Source organism: Bradyrhizobium sp. Ken01 (genome assembly GCF_055807355.1).
On record NZ_JBVVPC010000009.1, the window covers coordinates 1 to 25,287 of the forward strand.

Genomic DNA, 25,287 nt, shown 5'->3' on the forward strand with positions numbered 1-25,287 from the left:
GGTGGCGGCGGCGGCGCGGGTCGCGCCATCGGCGGCGGCGCCGGCCGAGCGACCGCCGCGGGGGGAGCCGGCCGTGCCGGTGGCGGCGGCGCAACACGCGGTGGAGGCGGAGGCGTCGGCCTCGCCACGGCCTGAGGCCGCGGTGGTGGTGCCGACGGCCGGGCAGCCTGGGCGGGAGCAGCGGTCGGCTGATGTTGCGGCCTGATCGGCTCCCGCGCCGCCTGGGGCGGCGGCGTGACCGGTCGTCCAGCTAGGCCGGGAGGCGGAGGCATGCGGGCAGCCGGCGAACCAGCCGGCTCGCGGGTCGCGGACTTGCCATGCTCCCCAGGCCCGGTCCCGGGCGGGGCCTGGGCCACTGGCGCCTTCGGCAGTTGGCCGGGCACGGCGGCCGGGTTTGTCGCCGTGGGCGCAGTCGTCGGCGCGCCGGTCGGTGCACCGGGATGCGCTTTCGGCGTGGTGCCAGCAGCAGTCGTCGGCGCCCCCGCAGGCGCCCCGGAATGGGTCGGCAGCGGCGCGCCGGGTGCAGTGGCCGTCGGCTGCCCGGGTCTGCCGCCTTGCAGTGGCCCGGCTCCCGCTGACGGTACAGGTGGGCCGCCTTGAGTGCCGGGAACCGGCAGCGTGTTGGCTTGGGGCAGCCTGGCCGGTGGGATGCCAGGTGGACTGGCAGGTGGAGTGGCAGGTGGCGTACCGGTCGGTGCGACATTGGCGGGCCTCGCCGGAGGCGTTCCTGGCCTCGTCGTCGGCTGCACCGTCGCGCTCGGCGGCATCGGCGCCTTGCCCTGCTGGATCAGGGCGGCGCGCTGCACGGCCGCCTGCGGCATGGCTGGACCAGCCGGATTGATGCGCCCGGCAATGGCCGGCGTGAGATTGCCCGGTCCGGCACCCGCCCCCACCGGCGCTGCCGGCGGCTGGTTGATCACCGTGTTGATGACCGTCCTGTTATGGATGTTCTGATAGATGATATTGTTCGGCGGCGGAGCGACATAGACCGGCGGCCTGACGAACACAGGAATCGGCACGAACATCGGCTGCGGCAGCACGAACAGGCCGATCACCGGCATCGGCGGCGACAGCACGACGAAATCCGGCGGCGGCGGCGGCAGATAGTAGACCGGCGGCGGCGGTGGCGGCGCGAAGCCAAAATCCGGATCGCTGAAATACAGCACCGGACGGTCGACATAGACCACCTCCTCCGGCGGCGGTGGCGGCACGTCGTAGTCGATCATCGCGAAGCTCGGCGGCGGCTCGGCCGGCGCGGTGAGAATCGCCAGGCGCCGGCGCGCATCTGCCGCATGCGGACCGCGCGAATAGCGACGCAGATACGACCAATAGGCTTCCGGCGTGTCGGTGCGATAGGTTCGCCGCCAGGTGATGGCCTCACGGCGCGCCGCGACGATCGCCATCACGCGCTTCGACAGCGGGTCGCCGGGATAGGCGGTGAGAAACTCTTCATAGGCCGGCAGCGTGTCGCGCGTGAGCGCGGCGGCATAGGCATCCTGCACGCCGAGATCGCGGATCGGCTTGTTGCGGATCGCGGCGACCTGGTCGGGTGCGGCCTCAGGCGGCGGCGCGTCGGGCCCGCGCTCGAAGAACGAGAATTGAGCGGAAATCTTCTGCTCGTTCCAGGGCACTTGCGCGCCCTTGCTGGCCTCGTTGACGCGCAGGCGAACGCGGTCGAACACCTCGGGCAGCGGCAGGCCGCCGGTGCGGATCATCTCCGCCAGCGACTGCGCATAGATGCCGTAAGGTCCGGGCTCCTCGAGCGCCACCGTGCCGGGCGCGGCGTTGAACGCGATCAGCATGTTGGCCTCGGGCTCGACCAGCGCAAGTCCGCTCGCGATCTGCTGGCCGCCCTCCACGAAGGGCTGGGCCCGCGCGGCGTCGAGCACGACGATGTTGGCCTTGAGCGGAACGGAAGCCAGCTGGCGGAGATAGTCGCCGATGCGCAGGCCTTCCGTCGGAATGTCGGTGTCGCGGGTGATGTTGGAATCGACCGGGATGAAATAGTTCTCACCCGCGAGCTGCACGCCATAGCCGGCGAGATAGACCATTGCGACGGTGCCCGGGCCTGAGGCCTGCGCCTTCTGGATGAAATCGCGAAAGCTCTTGCGCAGCGTGTCGCCGTCGAGATCGCGGGCGCCGACGACGTCGAAGCCCGCCGCCTGCAGCGTCTGCGCGATCAGGCCGGCATCGTTTGCCGTCGTCGCCAGCGGCGACTTGGCATAGGCGCCGTTGCCGACCACGAGCGCGATACGCTTTTCCTGCTGCTGCGCACGCGCCGGATCCGGCGCGCCCGCGGCAAGGACCGCGATCGGCAGGAGAAGGCAAATGAAGGCTCTGAGCGTCCCACGCATGGCTTGCTTGCCCGTTTTTGTTGTTGAGGTGCCACCACGCATCAGACGCGCCGCCAGCTGAATGGCACTTGAACGAAAGGCTTCCAAATAACGAAGGCTTGGATTGAGGCGGCGGCATGGCCACCCCGCGCCGGCGTCAGCTCCGCGCAAGTGACGCGGCGACGCACCGGTGCGAGGCGAGTCAGCCGGTTCAGCCCTGCGCGATTAGATCGACCGTTCCCGTCGTGAGCCGATAGATGCCGCCGACGACCTTCAGCTTGCCCTGCTCCACCGCCGCATTGAGGATCGGCGTTGCCGACTTCAGCTTCGTGACGTTGTCGGTGACGTTCTGCCGGATCGCCTTGTCGAGGACGTCCCCACCCTGCTGCATTGCAGCCTTGGCTGCGGGCGTGATCGCATCGACCAGCGAGGGAATATGGCCCGGCGGCGGCTTGTTGTCCTTGATCGCCTTGAGCGTCGCATCGACCGCGCCGCAAGCGTCATGGCCGAGCACGAGGATCAGCGGCGTATTCAGCACGGCCACCGCGTATTCCATGCTGGCGATGGTTTCGGTGCCGGCAAAATTTCCGGCGACGCGGCAAACGAACAGATCGCCGCGGCCGGCGTCGAAGGCATACTCCGGCGCGATGCGCGAATCGGCACAGCTCAGCACGGCCGCGAACGGATTCTGTCCGCCGACCAATGCCTCGCGCTCGTGCTTGAAATCGTGCCGCCGCGACACGCCGTCGACATAGCGCGCATTGCCTTCCGTCAGCCGCTTCAATGATGCGTCGGGCGACAGCACGTTCTGCGGCTTGGGCGGCGCCTTGGTCTCCTTGGCGAAGGCTCTGCCAGTGAGGGCGAGGCCGAGCGCCGAGGCACCAAACAACATCGCGGATCGTCGCGACGGCGCGATCCTCTCATGTGGGGATTCATTGCACTTGTCGCACATGTCACGTTACCTCCCGGCACGATGGACGAACGGCCTTACTGCGATCATAGCCGCAACAATGTGACGACACCACAAATGACGGTGCGGGCGGGGCCGAATTCGCGCGGGGCTATTCCGCCAACCGAAGCTCTGCGATCGTCGTCCTGGCGGCCGGTTCATCCAAGGGCAGGAAATCCAGCGGCCCCTGATTTTTATAGCCGGACGTCATCGCAAGCGTGAGACCCCAGCCCAGCACCCCCGTGCTCGCGTTCGCGATCATGGCGCTCTTGCGCTGACTGAAGCGCGCTACGAAGAACACGGTCTGCCCCGACTGAGCCGAGAAGTCCACGCGCGTGACGCCGAGCGCCGCCTCCTCTGCTACGAACTGGTGCTGGCCTGCCGGGCGATCGACATAGACATATGTCCCGGTCTTCAGACCCTTGATCGGCGTACCGTCGAGGGAAAATTCCCAGTCCGGATCGCCGATGCCGCCGAAGCCTTTCTCGCGAAACACGACGACGCGGGCCTGCCCGGCTTTCGGCGGACCCAGCTTTCGTACCGTCTCCGAATATCCGAGCCCGCTCCTCGCCGTCTCACAGCCGCACAGCAGTGCCGCAGCCACGAGCAATACCAGCCCACGCAATAGCATCACGCCCCCAGATTTTCCCCGAGTGCATGCTAACCGAAAACAGCGACAGGTTGCAACAGGGCCGCAGCATGTCCCGCGCAAGACATGCAACTGCCTGCAACACCGTGCGCGTTGCTAGAGCTGCTGCACGTCCACGACGCCCGCGACCGCCTTGATGGCGCCGGCGATCTGCGGCGAGACCTTGAAGCGGCCGGGCAGCTTCATCTCGACCTCGGTCTCGAGGTCGAGCATCATGACCAGCGAGACCTCGCCGTCGCCGTTGGAGCGGGGCGCGATGCCCGGACTGCCGACCTTCGGCGCGGCGCCGTTCGAAGCGGCCATGTCGGGGCCGGCGAGACGCTTGGCGATCGATTCCAGCGGCTTGGTGTCGCGCACGAAGATGCGCAGGCCCTTCTGCGTCTTGGCCGCGGCCTCGTCCAGCGGTTCGGCGTGCAGCACGCGCGCGCGGACGTCCTCGCCCTGGAGCTCGGCGCCGAGCTGGAGCAGCACCGCAGCGCCCGGCTCCAGCACGTCGCGATATTGCGCGAGTCCTTCGGAGAACAGCACCGCCTCAAAGTGACCCGTGGGATCAGAGAGCCCCATGATGCCCATCTTGTTGCCGGTCTTGGTGCGCCGCTCCATGCGCGACACCACGGTGGCGGCGACCTTGCCGGCGGTGGCGCCGGTCTTCACCGCGCGCGCGAACTCGGCCCAGGACTGCACCCGCAGCCGCTTCAGCACGGTGGCGTAATCGTCGAGCGGATGTCCCGACAGGAAGAAGCCGATCGCGTCGTATTCGCGGCGCAGCCGCTCGGCCGGCAACCAGGGCTCGATCTGCGGCAGCATGATCGTCGGCGCGTCGGCCGAGCTGCCGAACATGTCGTTCTGGCCGATGGTTGCAGCTTCGTTCGCCCGCTGGCACGCGGCGAGAATCGAGTCGGCGCCGGCGAAGACCCGCGCCCTGTTGGCCTCCAGCGTGTCGAAGGCGCCCGCGGCGGCGAGGCTTTCGATGATGCGCTTGTTGATCGCGCGCGGCGACACCCGCGCGGCAAAGTCGGCGAGCGAGGTGAACAGGCCGTTCTTGGTCCGCTCCGCGATGATCTGCTCGACGGCCGCGATCCCGACGCCCTTCAGCGCCGCGAGCGCGTAGTAGATGGTCTTGTCGCCGACCTCGAAAGTCGCGCCGGAGCGGTTGACGTTGGGCGGCTCGACCTTGATGCCGAGGCGCTGCGCCTCGGCGCGGAATTCGGACAGCTTGTCGGTATTGTTGAGATCGAGCGTCATCGACGCCGCGATGAACTCCACCGGGTAATGCGCCTTCATGTAGGCGGTGTGGTAAGATACCAGCGCATAGGCCGCCGCGTGGCTCTTGTTGAAGCCGTAGTCGGCGAATTTCGCCAGCAGTTCGAAGATGGTGTCGGCCTGCCCCTTCGGCACGCCGTTCTTCACTGCGCCTGCGACGAAGATCTCGCGCTGCTTCTCCATCTCGGCGCGGATCTTCTTGCCCATGGCGCGGCGCAGCAGGTCGGCGTCGCCGAGCGAATAGCCCGACATCACCTGCGCGATCTGCATCACCTGTTCCTGGTAGATGATGACGCCGAAGGTCTCCTTGAGAATCGGCTCCAGCACGGGGTGGAGATATTCCGGCTCCTCGTCGCCGTGCTTGCGCGCACAATAGGTCGGGATGTTCGCCATCGGACCCGGTCGATAGAGCGCGACCAGCGCGATGATATCCTCGAAACGGTCGGGGCGCATGTCGACCAGCGCGCGCCGCATGCCCTGGCTTTCAACCTGGAACACGCCGACCACCTCGCCGCGCGCCAGCATCTGGTAGCTTTCGGCATCGTCGATCGGCAGCGTCGCGAGGTCGACATGGATGTCGCGCGGCTTGAGCAGTTTGCACGCGACGTCGAGCACGGTCAGCGTCTTCAGGCCGAGGAAGTCGAACTTCACGAGGCCGGCCGGCTCGACCCATTTCATGTTGAACTGGGTCACCGGCATGTCGGATTTGGGATCGCGATACATCGGTACGAGTTCGCTCAAGGGGCGATCGCCGATCACGATGCCGGCCGCGTGCGTCGAGGCGTGACGGGTTAGGCCTTCGAGGCGCTGCGCGATGTCGAAGGCGCGCGCCACCACCGGGTCCTCGTCGCGGAATGCCTGGAGTTTCGGCTCGCTCTCGATCGCAGCCGCAAGCGTCACCGGCGCGGCCGGATTCTGCGGCACGAGCTTGGTGAGCTTGTCGACCTGGCCATAGGGCATCTGCAGCACGCGGCCGACGTCGCGGAGCACGCCACGCGCCTGCAGCGTACCGAAGGTGATGATCTGCGCGACCTGGTCGCGACCGTAGCGCTCCTGGACGTACCTGATCACCTCGCCGCGGCGGTCCTGGCAGAAGTCGATGTCGAAATCCGGCATCGAGACGCGTTCCGGATTGAGGAAGCGCTCGAACAGCAGGCCGAACTTGATCGGGTCGAGGTCGGTGATGGTCAGCGCCCACGCCACCAGCGACCCTGCGCCGGAGCCGCGGCCCGGCCCGACCGGGATGCCCTGGCCCTTAGCCCATTTGATGAAGTCGGAGACGATCAGGAAGTAGCCCGCGTATTTCATGCGCATGATGACGTCGAGCTCGAACGCCAGCCGCGCGCTGTAATCTTCTTCCGTCGTGCCTTGCGACAGTCCGTGCACGCGCAAGCGGTTGGCGAGCCCCTCCTCCGCCTGCCGCTTCAATTCGGCCGCCTCGACCGCGGCGGCATCGGAGCTTGCGGCGGCGCCGACCGTGAAGAACGGCAGGATCGGCTTGCGCGTCATCGGCCGGAACGAGCAGCGCTCGGCGATCTCGACCGTCGAGGCCAGCGCCTCCGGAATGTCGGCGAACAGCACCGCCATCTCGGCGCGGGTCTTGAAGCGGTGATCGGGCGTAAGCTGCTCGCGCTCGGTCTCCGCGATCAGCCGCCCGCCGGCGATGCAGAGCAGCGCGTCATGGGCTTCGTAATCGTCGGTCGCGGCGAAATACGGCTCGTTGGTGGCGACCAGCGGCAGGCCCTTGGTATAGGCGATGTCGATCAGGCTGCTTTCGACCCGCCGCTCCTTCTCGATGTTGTGGCGCTGCAATTCGATGTAGAGGCGGTCCCCGAACAGGCTGGCCAGACGCTCGCAGCGCGCCGCCGCGAGCTCGGTATAACCGCCCGCAAGCGCCAGCGAGATCGGCCCGTCCGGACCGCCCGTCAGCGCGATCAGGCCTTCGGTCTCGCCTTCGAGCCAGTCGAACTTGATGTGGGGAGCATGAGTGTCGGGCGTCTCCATGAACGCGCGCGAGTTCAGCCGCATCAGGCTGCGATAGCCGCGCTCCTGCGCGGCCAGCAGCACCACGCGCGAGGGCAGAAGCGCGTTGCGGGCAGTGGGGTCCTGGTCGCCGAACTCGATCGCGATTTCGCAGCCGACGATCGGCTGGATTCCGGAGCCCGCCATCTTGTCGGAGAACTCCAGCGCGCCGAACATGTTATCGGTGTCGGTCAGCGCCAGCGCCGGCTGATGGTCTTTCTTGGCAAGCTCCGCGAGCTTGGCGATCTTGATCGAGCCCTTGAGCAGCGAATAGGCCGAGTGAACGTGAAGGTGGACAAATCCGGCGCTCGGCATGGTCGCGTGACGGCCTCTTGCAGATGAGATGGAGCGGTCACCGGCACGGGAGGCATCCTGCACTCGCCCGGCCGACTCGCCTCACAATGGTGGGGCGTCATGGTGCCAGAGTCCACGCCGGAACGGCCGATCGGCCGCGTCGTCCTGCTTTTCCCCAACCTGGCCGCGCCTAGAGCTGCGGGAGCACCTGGGCCCAGATCGCGATCATCCCGACAAACAGCGCGATCGAGGCTAGCGCGGCGGCTTCTTCGACGAAAATCCTGAACATGGCTTACTCCATGGTGAGAACGTATGAAGAACATTGTTCTCATTTCGTTCTCGGGAGTCAAGCCATCTTCGCCATCTCGAAAGCGAATGGTTAACCTGCTGAACTTGAACAACAAAAAAGCCCCGGCCGATGGCCGGGGCTTTCGCCGACCGCTCGAAGTCGAGCGATCGATATCAGGCTTCTGCTCAGTAACGGCCGAGGCTCGGGCCGCCGAACTTGTAGTTCAGGCGGACGAGGCCCATGTCGACGTCCTGACGGATGCGGTCGGTCGAGGGCACCAGCGCGAAGGTGACGTCCTTGTCCTGCAGGAAGATGTGGTTGTACTCGACGCCGACTGACCAGTTCGGCGCGAAGCCGTACTCGAGGCCTGCACCGACCGTACCACCCCAGCGGGTCTGGTCGGCCGACGAGAGCAGCGCACCGCCAATGGTCGAGACTTCGTACTTGCCGCCGACGACAGCCGCACCGCCCTTGGCGTAAACGAGGACGTTGTTCCAGGCGTAGCCGATCTGACCGGTGATCAGACCAAACGAGTCGATCTTCGAGCGGTTGCGAGTCCCGAACCCCGGGATCGCGCTGACGTTGTCGCCCGAGAAGTCAGCCCAGTTGCCCTGACCTTCGATGCCGAACACCCACTGACCCGACTGCATGCGGTAGCCGATCTGACCGCCGACCGTGCCGCCGGTCGCATCGTGCGAACCCTCGCGGCCACCGCCGACGAGATCCCAGGTCGAATGCGCGGAACCGCCGCCGCCGTTGACGCCGATGTAGAAGCCGCTCCAGTCGTAGATCGCGGCAACCATCGCCGGCGCCTTGGTGTAAGGCCGCGCAGCGAGGTCAGCAGCCACCGCCGGTGCAGCCGCGCCGAGCGCGACAAGGCTCACAGCAGCAAGCAACAGATTCTTGTTCATTTGATTCCCGTTCCAGTTTCGTCGTTAGGCCCCCGGGCCGTGGCGTCGTCATAAACAGCGCTCGACGGAATTGCTGTAACCTCGACGCCACAGTCCGCGCCAAAGGATCGCGCTTCATTAATGAAGATTTACCAGCGCGCGCGGGAAACCCTTTGAAACAAGTGTTTTCATGAGTTCCATCGTCGGCTACACGACATCTGCAGCACGAGCGCGTGACAACGTCGCGCGCACGTTCGCGTGATTGGAGAATTGAATGCGCAGACGAACTGCTCTCCCCATTGTCGCCACATTTTCGCTCGCACTCGCCACATTTGCGCTAACGCTCGACGCAAGCACGCCGGCGCGCGCGTTCGGCACTCACCATGCCTTTTGTCTCACCGGCGATGAATGGCCGGGGCTGAGCAATTGCACGTTCGACACTTACGCGCAGTGCCAAGCGAGTTCGTCAGGCCGCGCCCTTACCTGCATCGCGAACCCGTATTTCGCGGGCCAGAGCGACGATCCCTATGCGTATCAGAACCGGCCGCGCGCGCAGGTGCCGGGTTATTCACCCGGCTACTACGTGCCGCGCTGAGATGCGCCTCGCGCTCCTTGCGACCGGCCTGCTCCTCGCGGGCGCGCCTGCGCACGCGCAGACCTACGATCCGAGCTATCCGGTCTGCATGCATATCTACGGTCCCGTCGGCTATTTCGATTGCCGCTACACCTCGCTCGAGCAGTGCAGATTTTTAGCCGTCGGTCGGTCGGCGGCGTGCGAGGCGAACCCGTATTTTGCGCAGAAGAAGCCCCCTCGCCGCTCGCGGCGCGTCAATTAGATCGGGACGCTGATATGCGGCCCGCCTCGCGTTGAGCTTCCGGCGCCACGCTCGGCAATCTGGTCGGCGAGACTAAGCACCGCCGCTGGCGCGGGATAATCGAAGTCGAAGCCATTCGGATGCTGCCCGAGATCCGGTGGCTTGAGGACGCCTCTTAACCAGCCATCGTAACGATCAACGGTCCGCTTCGGGTTGCGATCACGGTGTGCTCGTATTGAACGGTCGGCGCCTCGGGGCTGCTGTAGAGCGTCCACGGATCATCGCCATCCTGTGCCCATTCGGCGCCAAGGGACAGGAACGGCTCGACGGTGAACACGAGGCCTTCGCTCATGACGCGGCGTTCGGAGCGGTCCGGCCATGTTGCGATCTCCGTCGGCTCCTCGTGGAGCGACAGGCCGACGCCGTGACTGGCAAGGTTCCTGACCAGGCTGTAACCGTTCTTCCGCGCAAAGGTCCCGATGGCTTGGCCGATACCGGCGATCGGCTTGCCGGCTCCAACCTGCTGCAGGCCCGTCCACATCGCGCGCCGGCCATCCCTGCAAAGACGTTCGACGGCGCGGGTTGCGGGTGGAACGGCGAATGAGGCTCCCGTATCCGCAAAGAAGCCGTTCTTCTCGGCTGACACGTCGATGTTCACGAGGTCCCCACGCGCGATCCGCCGATCGCCCGGGATGCCATGAGCGATCTCCTCGTTCACGCTGATGCAGGTCGCCCCGGGGAAGTCGTAGGCCAGCTCCGGAGCCGAACGTGCGCCGGCAGCCTCCAGCAGCGTTCGGCCAATCCGGTCGAGCTCGGAGGTGGTCATGCCCGGCTCGAGCGCCTTTCCCATTGCCTCCAGGATATTGGCGACGATGCGCCCGATTTCTTTCAGGCGCGCGAGGTCGTTGTCGTCCGAGATTGTCATGTCGTGCTCTTCCGAAAGCCGGGACATAGCCCTTGTGAAGGCGGCTTGCAAACGGGAGAGATCGTTTGCAAAGCGCGTTCAGATCTCGTCGAGCAAGATGCGGACTTTGGCAGCCAGGTCTTCGATAGCGAAGGGCTTCGGAAGCAGATGCTTGCCGGCATCGAGCACGCCATCGTGAACGATTGCATTGCGTGTGTAGCCGGTGGTGAACAGCACTTTCAGCCCCGGGTATCGTCTCGACAGCTCGGCCGCAAGCTCGGCGCCGGTCATATCGGGCATGACGACATCCGTGAACAGCAGATCTGGAACGAAGCCATTCTCGATCGTCCTGATCGCGTCTTTGGCGCTGACTGCCTCGATGACGGTGTAGCCGAGTTCGCGCAGGCTTTCGGACGACATGCTGCGGACGCGCTCATCGTCTTCCACGACGAGAATGGTTTCGTTCTGATGGCTTGCACCGGCAGGTATCGCTTCCAGCGACAGATCTTCGCCCGCCTCCTCGCCGGCGAAGCGTGGAAGGTAGATCTTCACGGTCGTGCCAACATCGACTTCCGAGTCGATTTTGACATGGCCGCCCGACTGCCGCACGAAACCGTAGACCTGACTGAGGCCGAGGCCGGTCCCCTTGCCCACGACCTTGGTCGTGAAAAACGGATCGAACACCTTGCCGAGCACATCGGCCGGAATTCCGGTGCCGTTGTCCGTCACGACGACGAGAACGTACTGCCCAGGTGCGAGCGCATACTCGCGAGCATATTTTCGATCGATCGAGGCGTTGCTGGTTTCTATCGTCAGCCTGCCCCCCTTTGGCATGGCATCGCGCGCGTTGACCGCGAGATTGATCATGGCGCTTTCAAGCTGGGCCGGGTCCGCCTTGACCCGCCAGAGGCCAGCCGCCAGCACCGTCTCGAGGCGGATCAGCTCGCCAAGCGAGCGCTCGAGCAGCTCGCTCATCCCGCCGACCATCTTGTTGATGTCCACGATTTCAGGCGCGAGCGGCTGTTGGCGCGAGAACGCGAGGAGCCTCTGCGTCAACGTGGCTGCGCGATTTGCGCCGTCGATGGCGCCCTCGATGAAGCGGTCTATGCTGACCTCTCCCCTGCCGAGCCGCCGCTTGGCAAGGTTCAGGCTGCCGAGAATAACGGCCAGCATATTGTTGAAGTCGTGGGCAATGCCGCCGGTCAATTGCCCGACGGCTTCCATCTTCTGGGATTGCCGCAGCTGCTCTTCGGCTTTCATGCGCTCGGCAATTTCGTCGGCAACACGTTGCTCCAATCCGGCATTGAGCGCCTCCAGCCGGGTCAAGAGCTGGGCGTTGTCGATAGCGGTTGCGGCATGGCCCGCAATACCAAGCAATGCGGCCTCATGCTCGGCCTGGAATTTGCCCGTCTCGGCGTGACCGAAGAAAAGTCCGCCGAGGACTTCGCCGGTTCGCGAGATCACGGGGACCGCCAGGTAGGATCGGACCGGAAGATGCCCCGCGGGCATGCCTTTCCGCGGCGCGTTCTTGCCGTAGCGCGGGTCCTGCAGGATGTCATCGGACCTCATCACACCCGTGCCCTTGAACGTCGGCTCGAACACGGCGGTGTTGCGGGGCATCGGAAAGTTCTCGAAAGCCGACCGCGGCACACCGGACAGCGAATACAGCATGTAGCTGCCGCCATCCGGCGCAACGACATTGTAGAAGAAGGCCCCGAACTGAGCGCCAGTCAGCTCGACGCCGGCATCCGTTACGATCTGGACGATCTTCTCGAGATCGCGTTCGCGAGAGACCGAAGCCCCGGTATCATTCAGCAGTCTAAGATGACGCTCGGTTTTCTTTTGCGCGGTGATGTCCAGAACCGTTCCGATGAACCGAACAGCCTGGCCATTGGCAAAGATGGCTTGACCGGTCGCGGCGATCCAGCGTTCGACCCCATCCTCGATGCCGATGGTTCGGTATTCCATATTGTAGGTCGTCGGCGCGTGCGGCGTCAGGGCTGCGGAGACGGCCTCGTGGGCGCGCTGCCTGTCCTCGGGATGAAGGCCCTTCAGGAACGACCCTTCATAGCTGACTTCGGCGTCCGGCCGTAGACCGAACACCTCCCTGCAGCGGCTATCCCATCGAAGGACGTTGTTGACCGGGTCGTAGTCCCAGGTGCCGATACCGGCCGCCTTGTTTGCAAGCGTCAGTCGTTCGGCGGCCTCCCGCGCCGCCTGTTCCGATCGGACGCGCTCGATGTGGGCCCACGATCGCTCGGTCACTTCGGTGAGCAAGGCGAGTTCGCGCGGCGTCCACCGGTGCGGGCCGCGGTGATGAATCGCCATCAGGGCTGTCAGTCGTCCTTCCTTCACCAAGGGCATACAGATCGTCGAACCGATCCCGATGTTCTGGAAAGTGGCGGCTTCGTCCGGCGCAATCTCCCTCAAATTGTCATTGATGATGAGCGGCCTGCCCGCGCCCAACTCTCGCACCGCCTTCTTGCCAAAGTCGGCCAGACTGTAGTGACCGAGGATATGCATTGCGCCGGGCGCGGCCCAATCGCCGCGTATCGTGAAGCCGTCCTGGTCCGGGTCCATGTCGGCATAGGCGCAGTTCGAGACGCCGAGATGCTCGCCGACCATTTTGGTCGTGACCGCCATCACACCGTCGGCATCGCGAGTCCTGGCCGTCTCCTTGTTGAGTGCGTCCAGGAAAACCAGCCGGGCTTCGTTCTCCCGCACGGCCGTCTCCGCACGGCGGCGCTCGACCGCCGTGCGCGTGCGCTCGGCAACGTCGCGAATAAGCTCCAGCTCTTCAGGGCTCCATTCGCGCGGCCCGGCATTGTTCAAATACAGCAGCGCCACGACCCCATCGGGCTCCGAGATCGGCATGTTGACCAGCGCGCGCGCCGAGATCGCCTCGAGAGCTTCGGCACGATCGCCGACGCGAGGGTCTTTTTCCGCATCGGCACAGATGACGGTCTCGCCCCGCTTGAGATCTTCGATGTAGCTGCCATAGTCGCGGAAGCGCAGGACGCCTGCGAGGCTCAGGATGCCCGGTGCGTTCCAGTCGCGGACAATGGTGATGGTCTCGGCTGAGGTGTCGACCGTGCCGTAGCCCGCCCGGCTGACGTTGAGGCTGCGGCCGAGCAGTTCCGCCGCAGCATAGGCGAGATCGTCGGGATTGCTGATCTCTCGGATGTAATCGCCGAGTGTGGCTAAGACGGAATTGCGATCGGCCGAGCGGACCCCGGTCGCTGTCGTCATTGGTCTTCCCCTGCCACTTCCCTAGCTCCACGATGAGCTAGCTGCCTGATCGTCCCGCTGCTGTTCGCTTCAGTTAGCCCGCCTGAACTTCGAGTGATGCAGACGGGTCGCGCAGATTGTCTGCGCGATAACCGCATGATGGCATTTAGGTTCCCGTCATCACTGTCCCTGGCAGATTGCCGTTCTGCCTGCTTCCACGTGGCCGCCCGATTGCCAATCCAGGCCCCGTGGACAGAGCCGCGCGGACGCGCCACTTCAAGTTGTGGCAGTGCGGATCGTCGTGTAGCATCCATCTCTGCTTTTCACCGCGTGGTCCCCGTCGTTTCATGCTCGCCCGTAGTCTGCTTGTCCTGGCCTCGCTGTTGCTTCCCGGCGCATTGCATGCCGAAGGGACGCCGGCCGAGAAGGCTGGATTTGCGTCCAGGCTGACGATCTATCTTGCCAAGGGGTCACCTGACGCGTGCGGGCCGGGCTGCGACCGCTGGATCGCCATCGAGGGCGATATCGACCAGGACGCTGCGCCGCGCATTCGCCGCTTCCTCGCCGGCGTCAAGGACACGCAGCGTCCGATCTACCTCTATTCGCCCGGCGGAAACGTGGAGCAGTCCTATGTCATCGGGCGGCTGTTGCGCAGCCGCAAGGCGATCGCCCGGGTCGGCCGAACCATCGCGACGGCGTGCGCCGCGGGCACGCAGGTGGACGCCGCGTGCCTGAAAATCAAGAACTCAGGCGGCGAGGTGGACGCCGAACTCACCACGTACCATGCGATGTGCAACTCGGCCTGCGGTTACCTATTTATTGGCGCGACATCGCGCGAGGTTGCCCCGGACGCCGCACTGGCGGTCCATAACTCCAGGCTGGTCCTCGCCTTTCACGGGCACCCGGCTCCGGCGGCGGTCGCGGAATACAGACAGCGCCGGATGGCGACGGCCGATCGCGATCGCGCTGCGTTCATCGCGGCGATGGGGATCAGCCGCGAGCTTGACGATCTGATCCGGACAGTGAAGTTCGAAAACCTGCACATGCTGACGCGAGCCGAGCTCTATCGTTTCGGCATCGACACGCGTTCGATTGCCGAAACGGCGTGGAAGCTGGAGAAGGAATCGCGTCCCTTCGTCCGGAAGTTCGCGATGCTGAAGAAGGAGAACGGCGCTTCGTTCCGGACGATGGAATGGCGCCTGTCCTGCGAAAGCGGGAAGCGCGTTCCGCTGACATTCGCCAGCGAAGTCGACGAGACGGCTGCCGGCAAGAGCACCATCCTAGTGACGGCGGACGCCGAGCCGGACAAGACGGCCGGGGGATCTCCGCTGCGGGCCGGAAAATACGAAGTGTGGCGCGGCAGCATCGATCCTGACATGGTCAGGGTGATACTGGCGTCCCGCTCGCTGCATGTCCGCGAAACCACGCTGATGCCCGATGACGAGGCGGATATCTCGCAGTTTAACATCGACTTGACGGGCCTGACGTCTGTGTGGACGCAACTTGTCGCCTCGTGCGCGTCAGTAGCATCGGCTCCGAAAGGCTCCTGGCCGGCAGTCCCTTGGCAATCGACTGCCTGGCCGGTGACAGCCAATCCTGTCCCGAGCGGCGGGACAACGCCTTCGGCAACGCCGTCGCAAGGGGCGCGATGAGCAGCCTTGTTGGTACTCAGCTCATCGTCAACTCCCTTACACCGGCGTGTAGATCACGAGCTTCAGCGCCGGATCGTCATTGGCCTGAAAGCTGGTGTGCTCGAACCGGAGCACGCCCTTGGTCGGATGGTTCATGATCTTGAGGCCCGCGGCGGTGCTGCGGATCTCGTGTGCTTCCCACCATTTGACGAATTCCGGACTGCCCTGGCGCAGCCGCGTCAGCAATTCCGCAAAGGCGGGATCGCCGGCCCAGACGTCGTGAGTGGCGCGAAACATCGCAACCATGCTCTTCGCGACATCCGCCCAGCCGGCACCGTAGAATTTTCGCGTCTGCTTGTTCGTCATCACCAGCAGCAGCGTGTTGCGGTCCTGCTCGGGCAATTGTCCAAACCCGAAGATCTCCTCGGCCGCCGCGTTCCAGGCCAGCACGTCCCAGCGCCGCCCCGTGATGTAGGCCGGCTGCGCCAGGCTCTCGATCATCCGCCGAACCGGCGGGGGCACGATCTCGCGCGTGAACGCGCGCCTGTCGCCGTCGCGCGCCAGCGCCTTGAGATGGGCGTGCTCGGTCTTGCTGAGGCGGAGCGCGCGCGCCAGCGCGTCGACCGTGGTGACCGAGGGGCTGACGGTGCGGCCCTGCTCGAGCCGGATGTACCAGTCGACACCGATGCCGGCGAGCTGCGCGACCTCCTCGCGGCGCAGGCCCGCCGTGCGGCGCCGCAGGCCCGCGGGAAGCCCGACGGTCTTCGGCGACAGCTTTTCGCGGCGGGACCTGAGGAAGTCGCCGAATTCAACGCGGCGTGGGTCGGCCATGGTGACGTGCCTCGATGGAGGGCCCAGGGAATACTAGGATAATACCAGGCCTTCCCGGACCTGAAAAGCCGGCGCATATGGGCCTCACCCGAACATGAGGTGAGATCATGAAAGCTGCCGTATTGAAATCGTTTGGATCGCCGCTTGCGATTGAGGAAGCCGCGGAGCCTGTACTCGGCACGGGCGAGGTCATCGTGGACGTCATCGCAACGCGGGTGCTGTCCTACATGAACGAGGTCTTCAGCGGCGAGCGGAACTATGCGCTCGACCTGCCGATCATCCCGGGGCCAGGCGGCATCGGCCGGGTCCGCGCCGTCGGCCCGGACGCGACAAAGCTCAGCGTTGGCGACTGGGTGTTCTGCGATCCGACGGTGCGCTCGCGCGACGACGCCGCAGCGCCCGACATTGCCCTGCAAGGACTCACCGCACCCGGTGCCGGCGCCATGCGCCTGCAACAGCATTTTCGCCACGGCTCGTTCGCCGAGCAGATGCGGGTGCCGACGGAGAACGCGAAGCGTCTTGGCCAAATCACGTCCGACGAAGCCACGCGATGGTGCGCGCTGGGGACGCTGCTGGTGCCCTATGGCGGTTTCCTCGCCGCCAACCTTCAGCCCGGCGAGACCGTGCTGGTGAGCGGAGCCACCGGCAATTTCGGCAGCGCAGCCGTCTCGGTCGCGCTCGCGATGGGCGCCGCCTGCGTAGTCGCGCCCGGCCGCAACGACAAGATCCTGGCCGACCTCGTCCGCCGCTTCGGCGATCGCGTCAAGCCGGTCAGGCTCTCCGGCAACGAGGACGACGACCGCGAGAGCATGAAGCGCGCGGCGCGAGGGCCCATCGACTGCGTGCTCGACATCATGCCGCCCTCGGTGAGCACGAATGTGGTGCGCGCGGCGATCATGACGGTGCGTCCTTACGGCCGTGTCGTGCTGATGGGCGGCGTCGGCATGGCCGGCGGCCCGGGGCTCGAACTGCCCTACCCCTGGATCATGCGCAACTGCATCAGCATCCACGGCGTCTGGATGTACCCGCCGGATGCGGCAGGCCGCCTGATCGCGCTGGTGCGCGCGGGACTGCTGAGGCTGGAGGAGTACGAGGCCACCGCCTTCGATCTCGACCACGCCAACGAGGCGGTGGACCATGCCGCCGCCAATGGCGGACCGTTCAAATTGACGGTGATCCGGCCTTGAGGGCTCCGGGGGGCGCCATTTTTTTCGTCAGTCCGGCCAAGCACTTGGCTACTGTGCATGGGGTTGTTTTCGCGTTTCTTACTCGAGCTCGACCACCTGGCCGTTCGACAGCGACACGCGACGGTCCATGCGGCCGGCGAGCTCCATGTTGTGGGTCGCGATCAGCATGGAGACCTTGGTCGCCTTGACGAGCTGCATCAGCGCCTGGAAGACGTGGTCCGCGGTGTGCGGATCGAGATTGCCGGTCGGCTCGTCCGCAAACAGCACCCGCGGCGCATTGGCCACCGCGCGCGCGATCGCAACGCGCTGCTGCTCGCCGCCCGACAGCTCGGCCGGACGATGCGTGATGCGCTCGCCGAGGCCGAGATAGCCGAGGATCTCCTTGGCGCGCTTGACGCTCTCGGACTTCTTGAGGCCGCGGATCATCTGCGGCAGCATGACGTTCTCCAGCGCCGAGAACTCCGGCAGCAGCCGGTGGGACTGGTAGACAAAGCCGATGTCGGTGCGGCGAAGCTGGGTGCGCTCGATGTCGGGCAGTTGCGAGGTCGGCGCGCCATTGACGTAGACCTCGCCGGAATCGGGCGCTTCCAACAGTCCCGCGATATGCAGCAGCGTCGACTTGCCCGAGCCGGACGGCGCCACCAGCGCGACGGACTGGCCCGCCCACAGCGCGAGCTTGGCGCCGTCGAGGATCGTCAGCGGCACCTCTCCCTGCAAGTACTGCCGCTTTATCTCGTGGAGATAAATGACCGGTACATCTTCCGCCCCCTGGCTCTCCATCAGCCCCTCACTCGTACCGCAGCGCTTCGACGGGATCGAGGCGCGCGGCGCGCCAGGATGGATACAGCGTCGCCAGGAACGACAGCGTCAGCGCCATGATGACGACGGCCGAGGTTTCGCCGATGTCGATCTCGGCGGGCAGCTTCGACAGGAAATACAGCTCTGGCGAAAACAGTTCGGTGCTGGTCAGCCAGGACAGGAATTGCCGGATCGACTCGATGTTGAGGCAGATCACCAGCCCGACGATGAAGCCGACCATCGTACCGACCACGCCGATCGAGGCGCCCGTGATCAGGAAGATGCGCATGATCGAGCCTTGCGAGGCCCCCATCGTGCGCAGGATCGCGATGTCGCTGCCCTTGTCCTTCACCAGCATGATCAGGCCGGAGACGATGTTGAGCGCCGCGACCAGCACGATCATGGTGAGGATCAGGAACATCACGTTGCGTTCGACCTGGAGCGCGTTGAAGAAGGTCGAGTTGCGCTGACGCCAGTCGACCAGGAACACCGGCCGCCCCGCCGCCTCCGTCACGGCCTGACGGAACGCGACGATCTGATCCGGATTGGTGGTGAAGACCTCGATCGAGGTGACGTCGTTGCTGCGGTTGAAATAGGCCTGCGCCTCCGCGAGCGGCATGAACACGAAGCCGAGATCATACTCCGACATGCCGATCTCGAACACCGCGGCGATCTTGTACGGCTTGATGCGCGGTGTCGTGCCCATCGGCGTGACCGCGCCCTTCGGCGCCACCAGCGTGATGCTGTCGCCGGCGTGCAGCGACAGCTGGTCAGCGAGGCGCCGGCCGATCGCGACCCCCTGCCCGTCGTCAAAACCCTCGAGCGAGCCCTGCTTGATGTTCTTGGCGATCGAGGTGAGGTTGTTGAGGTCGTCGGAGCGGATGCCGCGCACCAGGACGCCGGAGGCGTTCCACGGCGATGACGCCAGCGCCTGACCGTCCACCACGGGCGCTGCGAGCCGGATACCCTGGACCTGGCTGAGCCGGTCGGCGACGTCCTTCCAGTCCGTGAGCGGCGATTCCAGCGGCTGGACCAGGATGTGGCCGTTGAGCCCCAGGATCTTGTCGAGCAGCTCCTTGCGGAAGCCGTTCATGACGGCCATGACGATGATCAGCGTCGCCACGCCCAGCATGATGCCGAGAAAGGAGAACCCGGCAATGACCGAGATGAATCCCTCCTTGCGGCGCGCGCGTAGGTAACGCGCCGACAGCATCCACTCGAATGGCGCAAAAGGCGCGGTTTGAACGGTTTCGGTCATGGGTTCATCCATCGCTTGATAGTCCCATGATTCGGGGTCAAATGTGGCCGGATTGGCGGCCGCGATCTCGGGCGATGAACAATATTCAGCCGACCAGCCTTATCAGCCCACAAGTCTTGCGACCGCGTCCGCAGGCGACATGGTCTCGCGGGCGCCGTCACTTCGCCGCTTGAGCTCGACCTTGCCGTCGGCGAGCCCTTTCGGCCCGATCATGATCTGCCAGGGGATCCCGATCAGGTCGGCGGCGGCGAATTTGGCTCCGGCGCGCTGGTCGGTGTCGTCGTAGAGCACGTCGACGCCCTTGGCGGACAGCTCCGCATAGAGCTTCTCGCAGGCCGCATCGACCGCGGCATCGCCCTGCTTGAGGTTGAGAATCGACACGCGGAACGGGGCAACGGCCTCCGGCCATTTGATGCCGGCATCGTCATGGCAGGCCTCGATGATGGCGCCGAGCAGGCGCGAGACGCCAACGCCGTAGGAGCCGCCATGGATCGGCACGTCGACACCGTCGGGGCCCGCGACCAGCGCCTTCATCGCGTCGGAATATTTCGTGCCGAAATAGAAGATCTGCCCGACCTCGATACCGCGGGTGTTCACCCGCTTGTCGGCGGGCACTTCCTGCTCGAAGCGCGCGGCGTCGTGAACGTCTTCCGTCGCCGCATAGACCGAAGTCCATTGCTTGATGATCGGCGTCAAGTCGCTCTCATAGTCGACGTCCTCGCCCGGCACCGGCAGGTCCAGCACGTCGCGATTGATGAAAACGCCGGATTCGCCGGTCTCGGCGAGCACGATGAACTCGTGGCTGAGATCGCCGCCGATCGGGCCGGTCTCGGCGCGCATCGGGATCGCCTTCAGCCCCATCCGCGCGAAGGTGCGCAAATACGCCACGAACATCTTGTTGTAGGCGACGCGTGCCGCGGCCTCGTTGAGGTCGAACGAATAGGCGTCCTTCATCAGGAACTCGCGGCCGCGCATCACGCCGAAGCGCGGGCGCTGCTCGTCGCGGAATTTCCATTGAATATGATAGAGATTCAGCGGCAGGCTCTTGTAGGACTTCACATAGGCGCGGAAGATCTCGGTGATCATTTCCTCGTTCGTCGGCCCGTACAGCAGCTCGCGCTTGTGCCGGTCGGCGATGCGCAGCATCTCGGGACCATAGGCATCGTAGCGGCCACTCTCGCGCCAGAGATCGGCAAGCTGGAGCGTCGGCATCAACAGTTCCAGCGCGCCGGAGCGGTCCTGCTCCTCGCGCACGATTTGCTCGATCTTCTTCAGGACGCGGAAGCCGAGCGGCAGCCAGGCATAGATGCCGGCGGCCTCCTGCCGGATCATGCCGGCACGCAGCATCAGCCGATGCGAGACGATCTCGGCCTCTTTCGGATTTTCCTTCAGGATGGGCAGAAAGAACCGCGACAACCGCATGGCAATACTCGAGGAATCAGTGATGGCTTGCAGTGAAACCGGATTGGGAGCCAAAACACAAGACCGGGAATGAGGAAAAGCCGCTAACGCAGCGGAATTCCTGTCATTTTTCGGTCGACTTCAGGTTCGACGCGAGGTGCCGAAGAGCCCGATTCAGCGCGCCGCCACCTCGAGCTCGTCCTCCAGCGTGATCTTCTCGAAATCGCTCACCAGAGCGTCGATCCGCACATGCCAGCGGCCGGCAAAGGGCAGCTCGACCTTGCGCACGTGCCAATAGCTGTCCGGCCCCAGCAAGGCGTTCCGCTCCATCGGCTCAATGCCGCGTTCGGGCAGGCTCAGCGTCAGCGTCACCTCCTTGGCCTCGAGCACCGCCCCCTCGCCGGTCATGAGCTGCAGCACGAAATCGTCGACACCCGCCTTACCCGGCGAGACCAGGACCTGGAACATTGCCCGGTCGGTGTGGATGTGGATCGCCAGCGGCGTCTCCGGGACGATGGTTCGCGGCGGCGGCGTGAAGCGCCAGCCGGCCACGACGCCGAAGATGCCGAGCGCGATGACGCATTCGAGCACAATCGAGCGCTTCAGGCTCTGCGCGGCCTTGTGATCCTCCGCCAGCGCCGGGGTCAGGTGAAAGCGGTTGAACGCGGCAAGCGCCAGCAGCACGAGGACCAGCGCAAGCTTGATCGAGAGGATCAGTCCGTAGCGGGTCTCGACCAGCGCAGACGGCTTTTCAAGCTGGACGATGGCGAGCGCCAGGCCGGTCAATGCGAGCACGCCAACGATCGGCGCGGCGACGCGAGCAAAGCGGTTTACGACAGGCAATGCCGCGGCGGGCCGCTTTGACAACAGGGCGACCAGCGGCGCGAGGGCACCAATCCAGAACGCGACACCGAGACCATGGAGAAAGATTGCCGGCCGGGTCAATAGTTCAGGCGATGCCGTAGCGGCGTGCCCGGTCATGGCCAGCGACAAGCCGACTCCGACGAAGGCAATGATCGCCAGAGCGCGCGCGCACCACGCGTTGCCTAGCGCCAGCAACGCGAACAGCATCGCGACGATGGCCACGAGCAAGGCTGGGCCCGCGCTCGTCCCGGATGCAACTTTCCAGGGAGCTATCGTCGCGAGACCCGATAGCGGTAGCCCGAGGAGATCCAGCCCCAACACACCAAGGGACACCACCGCGCTCGGGACGCCGATAGCGAGCGCCACGCACGGCACGGTTATGCCGGTCATCGACCACGCAACCCAGCGCGCAAAGAACACGCCGCCGACGCCGACGAAGAGGCCAAGGTAGAGACCGACCCGCGCCAGCCAGATCAGTACGTTCAATCCGGCATCGGCGGTTGCGGGAGGTTGCGTCCCCGTCGGCATGCCGATCGAGAAGATCACCGATCCCGCGACGGGATGGCCATCCTGCGAGATCACGTGATAGCTGACGACGGCCGTGCCCTGCGGCAGGTCCGCCGGCATCGCGACCGAGATGGTCTCGCCCGATGCGTCGACGCGCACATCATCCCGCGCCCTGCCCGCCCCGTCGATCAATTGGATGGCGCCCGGCGTGACCGCCTCGTTGAAGTGCAGCTCCACGGCCTTCGGCGCGCTCGCGAGCATGCTGCCGCTCGCCGGCTCGACCGCGACCAGCGCCGCGTGCCCCGAGGCGCCGGTCGCGAAACCGACAAAGAGGAGCAGCGTCGCGAACGCGGCGAGCAGGCGCATCAGGGCTTTGGCAGGAGTTGCAGGCCAGGCGCCGGAGAACTGCCCTCGTGCGAATGCTTCGCCCCCTCCGCGGGGATCTCGATCCAGCGGCTGACGCCCGTCTCGCATTCCTGGACGACAGGGAAATACAGCGTCGTGTTCGGCTTCAGGCTCGTGGTGAGGAAGCTGCTGACGACGAACTCATCGTAATTGTGGTCCGGCAGCTTGCCGCCGGACCAGGCCACCTCCTTGACGCCGGAGGAAAGCTTGTTGCCGTGATAGTCGTACTCGTTGGCGTATTTGCCCTCGAAGATATCGACGGTCCAGCCCGCCTTCGGCATCGGCTTCACAGCGATCACGCCTTCCGGAATCTGCACCCGGATCTTCACCGTGGGCGAGCCCTTGCAACCGTGCGGCACGGCGAAGACGGCCTTGTAGTAGGAGCCGACCGCCGCCTGTTTGGTCTCTAGCGTGATATGCGCCGCCGCGGGCGACGCTGCGAGCGCGGCGATCAGACTCGCAAGGATTCGATGCATTGTCATGGAAGGGTTGATCTGTTTCATCACATCTTCATTCCCGAATGATCAGGCATTTTCTTCATCATGTGCCCACTGTCGCCGGGCGCCTGCGCGCCGACGCCCTGGACATCGAGGGAGACGGCGACCTTGCCCGCCTTCTCGAACTGAAGCGTCACCGGCACCTTGTCGCCCTGCTTGAAGGGGCCCTTCAGCTCTTGCAGCATCAGGTGGTAGCCGCCGGGGGCGAACTTCACTGTCTTTCCGGGATCGATCACGAGACCCTTGTCGAGCAGGCGCATCTTCATCACGCCGTTCTCCATCGCCATCTCGTGAACCTCGGCCTTCCCCGCGATGTCGGCGGAAACGCCGACCAGCTTGTCGGCCACTGTGCCCTTGTTCTCGATGGTCAGATAGCCGCCGGCGACCTTGGCGCCGCCCGGTGTCGCCCGGCTCCACGCCTGCGAGATGACGAGATCGCCGGCCTTGACGTCGTCGGCCGCCGCTGGTGCCGTGCAGAGCGCGAGAGCGAACGCTGCGATCAGCACATCTTTCAACATCGTCTTCATATCGGTCTTCCCGTTTGCAGATTGACTTTCAGTGGTTGGTGAGTTGTTGCGCAGACCATTTTTCGAAGTCGGCTAGCTCGGCCGAGCCTTCAATCGTCGTGATGACTCCATCGCGCGATATGAGCATTGTCCGGGGAATGTCGCCCTGCCAGCCGGGGTCGATCTCGAACCTCAAACGCTCGACAAAACCGTCGTTGAAGATGAAGTTTTCGGTCGTCGACAGCCCCGCTTTATCGAGCATCGATTGCGTCGCCGCCGGTAGGTTCGGCACGAGATCCGCGCTGATCGTGACGACGTCGATCCCGGGATGATCCTTCGCAAATTGCCCGAGCAGCGGCAGCTCGACCTTGCAGGGCCCGCAGGTTACGCCCCAAAAATGCACGAGCGTCGGGCGACCCGCATGCCCCCTCAGCACGCTTTGCCACGTGCCGCGCTCGAAGGGCTTAAGGGCTGGCGCCGCTCCTAGCGCTGAGGCTGATGCGATTAAGATACCGAGGCCCAGAAGGCCCACAAACCGACGTTTCATGGTTGGTCCTCGATTGCCGTGAAACGATAGCCGTCCGCCTTCGTCATCCATGACAGGTAGGTCTGTCGGCCATTGGAAACGAGCAAGGGATGATCGGATGTATAGGTCGTGCTCGATATCGTCTTCGGCAGCGACCACGTCTCGCCATCGTCGCGGGAGATCGTCATCTGGACCGAGGTCCTCTCACCATCGAACTCTTTCCAGACCATCAGGGTTCCCGCCGGGCCTGCGAGCAAGAACGGGCGCGTCGGGTTGCGCCCCGGCTGCCCCAGCGCCATCGGCGTGGAAAAGGTGCGGCCTTCGTCGCGCGAGTGGGCGTAGAACAGTCCTTTCCGCACCTTTCCGTTCGTGTACCAGGCAACGTGATAGGTCCCGTTCGGCGCAACTGTGAGGCTCGGCCCGTGATGCGGACAGGCGTTGATCTGCCAGTCGTCGTTGCTGACGCGATGGATCTCGCCTGGTGTCGAGATGTCGGCAAAGGTCATGACTGCGTGATCGCGCACGCCGCCCTCGAAGATGTTTCTGAAGATCACGGCCGGCCGGCCTGCCGCTGCGAATGTCAGCCCCAATCGGCAACATTCGCAGGTGTTGTCACGCGCGAGACCAGCATCCGCGAAAGTGGCGCCCCCATCGCGCGACGAGGCAAAGAACAACCCTGCCCCCTCGTATTTTCGCCCCGCCTCCTTTGGAGGAACACGATTGCGCTTATCGAGCCAGGCCGCAAACACCGTTCCATCCTGATCGAGCGCGAGCGCCTCAAAACGCTGGCTCTCGTTGTTTGCGGTGATGGGCTTCAGCTCCGCAAAGTGCTTTCCGCCGTCTGACGAGCGGGTGTAGAGCACCTGGCCGTTGAAAGCTTCATCCCTGAAGATCGAGAACGCCAGCGCGATGCCCCCGTTTCGATCGACCACGATCTTCGGCCGGGCATCCGGCCCCCAATCAAGGTTGGGCCGCTTTGTCGTGACTTGGGTGGGAGGCGAAAAATTCCGCCCTGCATCCTGCGAACTCGCAACCAAAACTTGCCCGCCCGCCATCCAGGCGAGCCACAGCGTTCCGTCCGGACCGAATGCGGGGGTCGCCTTGGTTGCGCAGCGCAGCGTCGGCTCGTCACAAGCCGCTTCCGACGCATGCTGACCGTGCATCTGCGCGAACGCCGCACCTTGCAGGAACGCAAGAGCGACCATCCCGAGCAAACCACTTCGGATCATGGCCCTACTCC

General features: G+C 65.0%; 20 protein-coding genes. 4 read left to right on the forward strand and 16 right to left on the reverse strand.

Annotated elements, in window-relative coordinates; translation table 11 throughout:
- From AC0L3S_RS11470 to AC0L3S_RS11490, 5 genes are all read right to left on the reverse strand, one after another.
- Positions 1–2,354, reverse strand: a 2,354-nt coding sequence (locus tag AC0L3S_RS11470; RefSeq protein WP_473279143.1) for a caspase family protein, incomplete at its 3' end; no start/stop codon positions are given.
- Between the two features lie 190 nt (positions 2,355–2,544).
- Entirely contained in the window at positions 2,545–3,285 is a 741-nt protein-coding gene (locus tag AC0L3S_RS11475) for a carbonic anhydrase (protein ID WP_473279144.1), read from the reverse strand.
- Between the two features lie 109 nt (positions 3,286–3,394).
- The gene (locus AC0L3S_RS11480; protein ID WP_027518200.1) at positions 3,395–3,913 is read right to left on the reverse strand and encodes a hypothetical protein; all 519 of its coding nucleotides are present in this window, start codon (positions 3,911–3,913) and stop codon (positions 3,395–3,397) included.
- Between the two features lie 114 nt (positions 3,914–4,027).
- Positions 4,028–7,531, reverse strand: coding sequence for a DNA polymerase III subunit alpha (gene dnaE, locus AC0L3S_RS11485; protein WP_473279145.1), 3,504 nt, complete (start codon positions 7,529–7,531; stop codon positions 4,028–4,030).
- A gap of 453 nt (positions 7,532–7,984) precedes the next feature.
- Positions 7,985–8,710 carry an outer membrane protein gene (locus tag AC0L3S_RS11490; protein WP_473259949.1) on the reverse strand — a complete coding sequence of 242 codons (726 nt, stop codon included), beginning with the start codon at positions 8,708–8,710 and terminating at the stop codon, positions 7,985–7,987.
- 253 nt (positions 8,711–8,963) lie between these two features.
- Between AC0L3S_RS11490 and AC0L3S_RS11495 the strand changes: the two genes are divergently transcribed.
- Entirely contained in the window at positions 8,964–9,284 is a 321-nt protein-coding gene (locus AC0L3S_RS11495; RefSeq protein WP_473259947.1) for a DUF3551 domain-containing protein, read from the forward strand.
- Position 9,285: 1 nt separating this feature from the next.
- Positions 9,286–9,525 carry a DUF3551 domain-containing protein gene (locus AC0L3S_RS11500; RefSeq protein ID WP_473259945.1) on the forward strand — a complete coding sequence of 80 codons (240 nt, stop codon included), beginning with the start codon at positions 9,286–9,288 and terminating at the stop codon, positions 9,523–9,525.
- A gap of 154 nt (positions 9,526–9,679) precedes the next feature.
- On the opposite strand, the gene map is transcribed toward AC0L3S_RS11500, so the two are convergent.
- Positions 9,680–10,429 carry a type I methionyl aminopeptidase gene (gene map / locus AC0L3S_RS11505; RefSeq protein ID WP_473259943.1) on the reverse strand — a complete coding sequence of 250 codons (750 nt, stop codon included), beginning with the start codon at positions 10,427–10,429 and terminating at the stop codon, positions 9,680–9,682.
- A gap of 78 nt (positions 10,430–10,507) precedes the next feature.
- The gene (locus tag AC0L3S_RS11510) at positions 10,508–13,657 is read right to left on the reverse strand and encodes a GAF domain-containing protein (RefSeq protein WP_473279146.1); all 3,150 of its coding nucleotides are present in this window, start codon (positions 13,655–13,657) and stop codon (positions 10,508–10,510) included.
- A 596-nt stretch (positions 13,658–14,253) separates the two neighbouring features.
- On the opposite strand from AC0L3S_RS11510, the gene AC0L3S_RS11515 reads away from it, so the two are divergent.
- Complete coding sequence (locus AC0L3S_RS11515; RefSeq protein WP_473279147.1) at positions 14,254–15,288, forward strand: hypothetical protein; 1,035 nt, start codon at positions 14,254–14,256, stop codon at positions 15,286–15,288.
- 36 nt (positions 15,289–15,324) lie between these two features.
- Here AC0L3S_RS11515 and AC0L3S_RS11520 read toward each other — a convergent pair whose 3' ends face one another.
- Positions 15,325–16,098 carry a helix-turn-helix transcriptional regulator gene (locus tag AC0L3S_RS11520; protein ID WP_473279148.1) on the reverse strand — a complete coding sequence of 258 codons (774 nt, stop codon included), beginning with the start codon at positions 16,096–16,098 and terminating at the stop codon, positions 15,325–15,327.
- A 107-nt stretch (positions 16,099–16,205) separates the two neighbouring features.
- On the opposite strand from AC0L3S_RS11520, the gene AC0L3S_RS11525 reads away from it, so the two are divergent.
- Entirely contained in the window at positions 16,206–17,285 is a 1,080-nt protein-coding gene (locus tag AC0L3S_RS11525; RefSeq protein WP_473279149.1) for an alcohol dehydrogenase catalytic domain-containing protein, read from the forward strand.
- 78 nt (positions 17,286–17,363) lie between these two features.
- On the opposite strand, the gene AC0L3S_RS11530 is transcribed toward AC0L3S_RS11525, so the two are convergent.
- The 8 genes from AC0L3S_RS11530 to AC0L3S_RS11565 all read right to left on the reverse strand — a co-directional run bounded on the left by AC0L3S_RS11530 (position 17,364) and on the right by AC0L3S_RS11565 (position 25,276).
- Positions 17,364–18,065 carry an ABC transporter ATP-binding protein gene (locus AC0L3S_RS11530; RefSeq protein ID WP_473279150.1) on the reverse strand — a complete coding sequence of 234 codons (702 nt, stop codon included), beginning with the start codon at positions 18,063–18,065 and terminating at the stop codon, positions 17,364–17,366.
- A 7-nt stretch (positions 18,066–18,072) separates the two neighbouring features.
- Positions 18,073–19,353 carry a lipoprotein-releasing ABC transporter permease subunit gene (locus AC0L3S_RS11535; protein WP_473259931.1) on the reverse strand — a complete coding sequence of 427 codons (1,281 nt, stop codon included), beginning with the start codon at positions 19,351–19,353 and terminating at the stop codon, positions 18,073–18,075.
- 90 nt (positions 19,354–19,443) lie between these two features.
- Entirely contained in the window at positions 19,444–20,763 is a 1,320-nt protein-coding gene (gene proS, locus AC0L3S_RS11540) for a proline--tRNA ligase (RefSeq protein ID WP_007610920.1), read from the reverse strand.
- Between the two features lie 153 nt (positions 20,764–20,916).
- Positions 20,917–22,479, reverse strand: a complete 1,563-nt coding sequence (locus AC0L3S_RS11545; RefSeq protein ID WP_473279151.1) for a copper resistance CopC/CopD family protein — start codon at positions 22,477–22,479, stop codon at positions 20,917–20,919.
- A complete protein-coding gene (locus tag AC0L3S_RS11550) occupies positions 22,479–22,994 on the reverse strand; it encodes a YcnI family copper-binding membrane protein (RefSeq protein ID WP_473260114.1) in 516 nt (171 codons plus the stop codon). Before AC0L3S_RS11550 ends, AC0L3S_RS11545 begins: the two co-directional genes overlap by 1 nt.
- Before the next feature lie 26 nt (positions 22,995–23,020).
- Positions 23,021–23,542 (reverse strand): copper chaperone PCu(A)C, encoded by a 522-nt coding sequence (locus AC0L3S_RS11555; RefSeq protein ID WP_473259927.1) that lies wholly within the window; start codon positions 23,540–23,542, stop codon positions 23,021–23,023.
- 28 nt (positions 23,543–23,570) lie between these two features.
- On the reverse strand, positions 23,571–24,068 hold the full coding sequence (locus AC0L3S_RS11560) for a TlpA disulfide reductase family protein (RefSeq protein WP_473259924.1): 498 nt from the start codon (positions 24,066–24,068) through the stop codon (positions 23,571–23,573).
- Positions 24,065–25,276 (reverse strand): sialidase family protein, encoded by a 1,212-nt coding sequence (locus AC0L3S_RS11565; protein ID WP_473279152.1) that lies wholly within the window; start codon positions 25,274–25,276, stop codon positions 24,065–24,067. Before AC0L3S_RS11565 ends, AC0L3S_RS11560 begins: the two co-directional genes overlap by 4 nt.
- Positions 25,277–25,287 lie beyond the last annotated feature (11 nt).

Coding starts and splice junctions, on each gene's coding strand:
- AC0L3S_RS11475 (WP_473279144.1), bottom strand. CDS start 3,285: ATGTGCGACAAGTGCAATGAATCCCCACATGAGAGGATCGCGCCGTCG.
- AC0L3S_RS11480 (WP_027518200.1), bottom strand. CDS start 3,913: ATGCTATTGCGTGGGCTGGTATTGCTCGTGGCTGCGGCACTGCTGTGC.
- dnaE (WP_473279145.1), bottom strand. CDS start 7,531: ATGCCGAGCGCCGGATTTGTCCACCTTCACGTTCACTCGGCCTATTCG.
- AC0L3S_RS11490 (WP_473259949.1), bottom strand. CDS start 8,710: ATGAACAAGAATCTGTTGCTTGCTGCTGTGAGCCTTGTCGCGCTCGGC.
- AC0L3S_RS11495 (WP_473259947.1), top strand. CDS start 8,964: ATGCGCAGACGAACTGCTCTCCCCATTGTCGCCACATTTTCGCTCGCA.
- AC0L3S_RS11500 (WP_473259945.1), top strand. CDS start 9,286: ATGCGCCTCGCGCTCCTTGCGACCGGCCTGCTCCTCGCGGGCGCGCCT.
- map (WP_473259943.1), bottom strand. CDS start 10,429: ATGACAATCTCGGACGACAACGACCTCGCGCGCCTGAAAGAAATCGGG.
- AC0L3S_RS11510 (WP_473279146.1), bottom strand. CDS start 13,657: ATGACGACAGCGACCGGGGTCCGCTCGGCCGATCGCAATTCCGTCTTA.
- AC0L3S_RS11520 (WP_473279148.1), bottom strand. CDS start 16,098: ATGGCCGACCCACGCCGCGTTGAATTCGGCGACTTCCTCAGGTCCCGC.
- AC0L3S_RS11525 (WP_473279149.1), top strand. CDS start 16,206: ATGAAAGCTGCCGTATTGAAATCGTTTGGATCGCCGCTTGCGATTGAG.
- AC0L3S_RS11530 (WP_473279150.1), bottom strand. CDS start 18,065: ATGGAGAGCCAGGGGGCGGAAGATGTACCGGTCATTTATCTCCACGAG.
- AC0L3S_RS11535 (WP_473259931.1), bottom strand. CDS start 19,353: ATGGATGAACCCATGACCGAAACCGTTCAAACCGCGCCTTTTGCGCCA.
- proS (WP_007610920.1), bottom strand. CDS start 20,763: ATGCGGTTGTCGCGGTTCTTTCTGCCCATCCTGAAGGAAAATCCGAAA.
- AC0L3S_RS11545 (WP_473279151.1), bottom strand. CDS start 22,479: ATGCGCCTGCTCGCCGCGTTCGCGACGCTGCTCCTCTTTGTCGGTTTC.
- AC0L3S_RS11550 (WP_473260114.1), bottom strand. CDS start 22,994: ATGCATCGAATCCTTGCGAGTCTGATCGCCGCGCTCGCAGCGTCGCCC.
- AC0L3S_RS11555 (WP_473259927.1), bottom strand. CDS start 23,542: ATGAAGACGATGTTGAAAGATGTGCTGATCGCAGCGTTCGCTCTCGCG.
- AC0L3S_RS11560 (WP_473259924.1), bottom strand. CDS start 24,068: ATGAAACGTCGGTTTGTGGGCCTTCTGGGCCTCGGTATCTTAATCGCA.
- AC0L3S_RS11565 (WP_473279152.1), bottom strand. CDS start 25,276: ATGATCCGAAGTGGTTTGCTCGGGATGGTCGCTCTTGCGTTCCTGCAA.